General features: G+C 48.6%; 7 protein-coding genes. All 7 read right to left on the reverse strand.

The window, feature by feature from the left end:
• Nucleotides 1-513, reverse strand: a 513-nt coding sequence (locus RDN69_RS05500; RefSeq protein ID WP_288218339.1) for a dipeptidase, incomplete at its 3' end; no start/stop codon positions are given.
• Nucleotides 510-995 (reverse strand): transcriptional regulator NrdR, encoded by a 486-nt coding sequence (nrdR, locus tag RDN69_RS05505; protein ID WP_024048787.1) that lies wholly within the window; start codon nucleotides 993-995, stop codon nucleotides 510-512. The genes RDN69_RS05500 and nrdR, both read right to left, overlap by 4 nt.
• A 117-nt stretch (nucleotides 996-1,112) precedes the next feature.
• Complete coding sequence (gene leuS, locus RDN69_RS05510) at nucleotides 1,113-3,581, reverse strand: leucine--tRNA ligase (RefSeq protein WP_288218340.1); 2,469 nt, start codon at nucleotides 3,579-3,581, stop codon at nucleotides 1,113-1,115.
• A gap of 120 nt (nucleotides 3,582-3,701) precedes the next feature.
• Nucleotides 3,702-4,184, reverse strand: a complete 483-nt coding sequence (locus tag RDN69_RS05515) for a hypothetical protein (RefSeq protein ID WP_024048785.1) — start codon at nucleotides 4,182-4,184, stop codon at nucleotides 3,702-3,704.
• 13 nt (nucleotides 4,185-4,197) lie between these two features.
• Nucleotides 4,198-4,683 carry a pantetheine-phosphate adenylyltransferase gene (gene coaD, locus RDN69_RS05520; protein ID WP_024048784.1) on the reverse strand — a complete coding sequence of 162 codons (486 nt, stop codon included), beginning with the start codon at nucleotides 4,681-4,683 and terminating at the stop codon, nucleotides 4,198-4,200.
• Between the two features lie 4 nt (nucleotides 4,684-4,687).
• On the reverse strand, nucleotides 4,688-5,242 hold the full coding sequence (rsmD, locus tag RDN69_RS05525; RefSeq protein ID WP_288218341.1) for a 16S rRNA (guanine(966)-N(2))-methyltransferase RsmD: 555 nt from the start codon (nucleotides 5,240-5,242) through the stop codon (nucleotides 4,688-4,690).
• A gap of 45 nt (nucleotides 5,243-5,287) precedes the next feature.
• On the reverse strand, nucleotides 5,288-6,298 hold the full coding sequence (locus RDN69_RS05530) for an NAD(P)H-dependent glycerol-3-phosphate dehydrogenase (RefSeq protein WP_288218342.1): 1,011 nt from the start codon (nucleotides 6,296-6,298) through the stop codon (nucleotides 5,288-5,290).
• Nucleotides 6,299-6,356 lie beyond the last annotated feature (58 nt).

The raw sequence follows: 6,356 nt of genomic DNA on the forward strand, positions 1-6,356 counted from the left end.
GCTCGTATCGACGATCATGCCGTTTGCCTGCATCCACTCGACAAATTCCCAGCCGCGGGCTTTAAGCCCTTTGTCTTTGCCCTCTGTCCCGTTCGGAAAGGCCAATTCATTTTCATAGTTCCAAGTCAATGTGACCAGTCGCACGCCGTCCTCAGTAAACGCCTTTTTCAGTTTTTGCAAATCACCGCCAAAAACCCCGCCTTCCTCTACGGAAAGCAATGCGCCGATGATGCGATCACGACGGCAGGCTTCCAGGTCTGCAAGCGTACGAACCTGGCGTACTTTATCACCATATTTTTTGATGTTCGCCAAAAACGTATCCCGCATTTCACTATAACGAACATACGCATCGGGATGTTCTTCCAAATCCACAAAAATCGCAAAGTCCTGCAGTAAATAATTTGACTTTTGCAACTTCTGCAAGTCGATATTCCAAACATTTTTATGCAAATCGCCGCCGGCAGGTACGTCCAACAGCTTCATCAATGTATCACAATGCAAATCGATGATCATTTCGACTCAACTCCTTTTGGCTTTTGTTTCTCTTTGGCCATCAACGTTTCCAGTTCCGCCATAAAATCCTTCAAACCGCTGAACCGACGGTAAACGGATGCGAAACGAATATACGCTACCGGATCCAGATCGCTCAACTTCGCCAGAACCACTTCACCCAGTTCTTCCGAGGAAATTTCCTGCACCAGGCGATTGCGCAGCTCCCGCTCCACAGAAGCCACCAATTCTTTTATTTGCTCCACACTGACTTCCCGTTTTTCACAAGCACGCATCAATCCGCGTAACAGTTTGTCACCGTCAAACATTTCTCGATGCCCGTCACGTTTAATCACCATCAGCGGCGCTTCTTCGACCAGTTCATACGTGGTAAAGCGTCGATGACAGGATAAGCATTCCCGTCGCCGACGAATGGCATTTCCATCGTCCGTCACACGCGAGTCAGTTACTTTTGTATCAGCATGTTGGCAAAATGGGCATTTCATTTTGGTTCCCCCTTTACCCATATGGGATAATGCTTTCGATAATGAATGTCCAGATATCGTATTTATTATAGCATGCATACCAAAAATAGCGGCAGGTATAGTTCCTGCCGCTATTTTTTAAACCACGATATTAACAATTTTTTGCGGCACAACGATCACTTTGCGAATCGCTTTGCCGTCGATAAATTCTTGCACCCTCTCATGAGCGAGTGCTTTTGTTTCGATTTCTTCTTTCGTAGCGGCCACTCCCACCTGAATGGTGGCGCGAACCTTGCCATTCACTTGCACGGCAAGTTCCACTTCATCCACCACCAGTGCCGTCGGGTCCACTTCCGGCCACGAGGCCTCATGTACGCTCTTTTCCTGCTCGCCCAGTGCCTGCCAGAGCTCTTCCGCGATATGCGGTGTGAACGGTGCCAACAAAATCACCAAATCTCGCAGTACTTCACGGCGCAAACCGTCAGGTATATCATTGACCCGTTCGGCGTAATCATGCAAGGCGTTTACCAGTTCCATGATCGCGCTGATGGCAGTATTGAAATTGTAACGACCGTCCAAATCGGTTGTCACTTTTTGGAGTACCCGATGGGTTTCACGACGCAAATCTTTATCTTCCGAGGTCAATTTACGTTCCTGTGTCGGCATTTCCAAGTAGCGTCCCACAATGCGCCAAACACGATTCAAAAAGCGGAAAGCTCCTTCTACGCCGCGATCGCTCCATTCCAAGTCACGTTCCGGCGGAGCGGCAAAAAGAGTAAAGAGCCGTGCCGTATCGGCACCGTACTGAGCGACCAATTCTTCGGGCGAAACCACATTGCCTTTTGACTTGGACATCTTGCTGCCGTCTTTCAACACCATGCCCTGCGTCAGTAATTTATCAAACGGTTCAACCGCTTCCGTCATACCGGCATCATGCAATACTTTCGTAAAGAAGCGGGAGTATAAAAGATGCAAAATCGCATGTTCAATGCCGCCGATATACTGATCGACGTTCATCCAGTAATTAGCCTTATCTTTACTGAACGGTTCCTGATCGTTTTGCGGATCCGTATAGCGCAGGAAATACCACGAAGAGTCGATGAACGTATCCATCGTATCGGTTTCGCGACGAGCCTTTTCACCACACTTCGGACACGCCGTAAATAAGAATTCTTCATTTGTTTCCAGCGGAGATACTGCCGCCTTACTATTGAAATCCACATCAGTCGGCAAGCGTACCGGCAAATCTTCCTTGGGTACGGGCACCATGCCGCAATGCGGGCAGTAAACGACCGGAATCGGCACGCCCCAATACCGTTGACGGGAGATCAGCCAATCACGCAACCGGTAGTTGACATGGGCTTCGCCGATTCCTTGTTCCTGCATTTTTTTCGTAATCTTGCGACGAGCCTCTGCACTGGCTAAACCGTTAAATTCGCCGCTGTTGATCAAAATACCGTCTTCCGTATAAGCATCATCAAGTTTTTCAGCTATCCTATCCGATGTATCTTCGCTTATGACAACATGTACCGGCAAATTATATTTGCGGGCAAAGAGAAAGTCGCGTTCATCATGCCCCGGTACACCCATCACAGCACCGGTACCGTAGTCCACTAATACATAATTGGCCACCCAAATCGGCACCTCTTCACCGGTTAAGGGATGAATCGCATAACCGCCGGTAAAAAGGCCGACTTTTTCGACATCTTCCGAAGTACGGTCGAGCTCGTTGACGTTTCGCATTTCTTCGACGAATTGGCGAACCGCATCAGCTTCTTTTTTGCCTTCAATAATTTTCTCGACTAACGGATGTTCCGGTGCTAACACTACGTAGGAAACACCGTACACGGTATCGACACGTGTGGTATATACGGAGATGGTTTCCTCCGGCAACTCTTTCACGCCGAATTTAAATTCGGTACCTTCGCTGCGCCCGATCCAATTTTTTTGCATCGTTTTAACGCGTTCCGGCCAGCCATTAAGGAGTTCCAGATCATTCAACAGACGATCTGCGTACGAAGTAATTTTTAAGAACCATTGCGAAAGATTTTTCTTTATTACCGGCGTATCACAACGCCAGCAGCAGCCGTCCACTACCTGTTCATTCGCCAGTACGGTCCCACAATGTTCACACCAGTTGACTTTCGCTTCTTTTTTATACACAAGACCGCGGTTCATGAAGAGTAAAAACAGCTCCTGCGTGAACCGATAGTAGTCCTCGCTGCAAGTCGTGACCTCCCGATCCCAGTCATAGGAAAGTCCTAATTTGTTTTGCTGCTTTTTCATGTTTTCAATGTTGCTGTATGTCCACTTTGCCGGATGAATGTTGCGCTGGATCGCCGCATTTTCGGCCGGCATGCCAAACGCATCCCAGCCCATCGGATGAAGCACATTGTAACCGCGCATCGTCATAAAACGAGCAATCACATCACCGATCGCGTAGTTGCGTACATGTCCCATGTGCAAATTCCCCGACGGATAAGGAAACATTTCGAGCACATAATATTTTTCTTTTTCCGCATCGGCATGCGTATGAAAGGCATCCGTTGCATGCCATGTATCCTGCCACTTTTTCTCAATCTCTGCAGGATTGTACTTATCGTTCATGGAATTTCCTCCCGTTCATTTCTCAGTTTATTAATTACTTATTATATATTTTAATGAACGTTTACGCCAATAAAAATATACAAAAAAAGAGCTTTCGGCAAGCTCTTTTTTTCCGCCCTGTTATTCCCGCGGTAAGGTATCTTCTGTCCCTTGTTGCGGTTGCTGTTGCATAAGGCTTTCCCGATTTTTACGCAACGAATCAAGCGTTCCTTCCATGTTCTCTTCGACGTATTTCAAAACATCGGTCGCATACTCAAGAGCGTTTTGCTGCATAGTGTCCGCGGTTTGGTTCGCATTCGCGATAATTTCATTGGCGCGCTCTTGGGCATTTTTCACAAGCTCGCTTTCTTCCGTGATTTTAGCGATATAATCTTTGGCCTGCGCAATAATCGTTTCCGCCTGTTTTTGTGCATCCATCATCACACGTTCTTTATCGGCAACGATACGCTTGGCGTTCTCCAATTCATTGGGCAACGAGCTGTTGATCGCGTCAATGATGCGCGCCACCTCGTCCTGATCGACAAGACGTTTGTTTGTTAACGGAACTTCTCTACCATTCATTACTACATAATCAAGCTCTTCCAGCAATTTGCGTGTATCCATGAATACCACTCCTTTATTTGGCAACCGCCAATTTTTCTTCCAGTGCGGTTAATACACATGGCGGTACCAACCGCCCCACGTCACCGCGAAACATGGCCAACTCTTTGATTCCCGAAGAGCTGATAAACGAATATTCACCGCGCGTCATCATAAAAACCGTTTCAATTTCCGGATCCTGATCTTTCAATAATAACGCCCGCTGGAATTCATATTCAAAGTCGCTGAATGCCCGCAACCCGCGAATGATTAAGCGCGAGTCACGTTGACGCACGTAATCGTTGAGTAAGCCGGAGAACGCATCCACTTCTACGTTCGGAATATGAGTCGTTGCTTCTTTCAGCAAAGCTACCCGTTCTTCCATCGAAAACATCGGTTTCTTGCCGGGATTCACAAAGACCGCAACAATCAGTTTGTCGACCAATTGTGCACTGCGTTCAAAAATGTCCACATGGCCTTTTGTGACCGGATCAAAACTGCCCGGGCAGATTCCCACTCGCATGCAATTATCCTTCTTCCCTTTCTACCACCAAATAGGTCACCATAGTACCGCCGTAATGTTTCTGCCGCCAGAGCCGATAACCTTTAGGTATCTCCAAGTTTTCTTCCCGTGCCTGTTCAACAACAACTACGCTGGTAGGCTGCACGAGTCGCGCACGGAGCAATTCCCACAGTACAGGTTCCACCAAACCGCGTTGGTAGGGCGGATCGAGAAAAACATAGTCAAACGGTTGATTCTGCGGCAAGTTCGCCAATGCCGATTCGACGCGTTGTTCACGTACTTCGATCTGTGAAGAAAAGTCGCAAACCTCCGCGTTTTGACGAATCACCGCAGCAGTTTTCTCATCTACGGCGCAAGCAAATTCCGCTCCGCGACTTAACGCTTCCAGCGCCATGGCGCCGGTGCCCGCATATAAATCAAGCACGCGTGTTTCCAGTAAACCTATGTTGGCCAGCGTATTGAAGATCGCTTCGCGCACCCGATCTTGTGTCGGGCGCGTCGCCATCCCCTTCGGCGCCGCCAATTTATGTCCGCGTCTGGTGCCACCAATGATTCTCATATACCCTCGATAGTTACATTGTATTATAACATTGGTATTTTCAAATTACAAAATAACAGGCTCTTGATGCTCTTCTTTTTTTGCCCGTGTCATCAGGTTTTGCAATGCGTTTTGCAATGAACTTTCTCCGGAAAGCACTCGATATACCTGCTCGGTAATCGGCATTTCAATACCTTCCCGCTGCGCCACAGGATATACGATATGAGTGCTTCGGATGCCTTCCACCACTTTTTTTGTTCCCTGTGTGATCTGCGTTTCCGTCAAGCCTTGCGCCAATGCTCTGCCTGCTTCATGATTGCGGCTGTGTTTACTCGTACAGGTTACGATCAGATCGCCCATGCCGGAAAGTCCAAACAAGGTTTCATTGCGCGCTCCGAAATGCACTGCATAGCGCACGATTTCCGCTAAGCCGCGAGTAATCAAAGTCGCACGTGTATTGTCCCCGTAACCGACGCCATCGACCGCGCCGGCAGCAAGTGCAATAATATTTTTCAGTGCACCGCCGTACTCCACCCCGATAATATCCGTGCTGTAATATGCTCGCAAATGCGGCAACATGTAGACATCCTGTGCTCGCATAGCGGTTTCCTTGCGGGCAGCAGCGACCACGGTGGCCGCCGGCAATAAACGCCCGACTTCTTCCGCGTGATTCGGTCCCGAAATCACGGCGATTTCGTTCGTCACCCCAGCCAATGCGGCGGTTATATCTTCCGATAAACGTCCCCCGCTCGGTGACAAACCTTTCGCTGCTGAAATGACCAATGCGTTTTCAGTGAGCCATGGGCGAATTGCCTCCGCCATTGTCCCTATCGCTTTCGACGGGGTCGCCAGCACGACTACATCCGCATTTGTCACTGCCTCTTCCAAATCCGCGGTAATTTTCACTTGATTTGGGAGCAACACGCCCGGTAAATATGCCGCGTGTTGACGAGTTTCCGTCATTTCCGCAACCGTTTCAGCGTTTCGTGCATATAAGCATACGTCCGGATGCGCTTCGGCAAGCGATCTTGCCATCGCAATGCCCCATGCACCTGCACCTATCATGGCTATCTGCACAATATCACCTCGTATTATCTTATTTTGTTTTACGCCGGCGTTTTAATTTTGCGCGTTC

The sequence above is a fragment of the uncultured Negativicoccus sp. genome (genome assembly GCF_902480485.1).
Classification (GTDB): domain Bacteria; phylum Bacillota; class Negativicutes; order Veillonellales; family Negativicoccaceae; genus Negativicoccus; species Negativicoccus succinicivorans.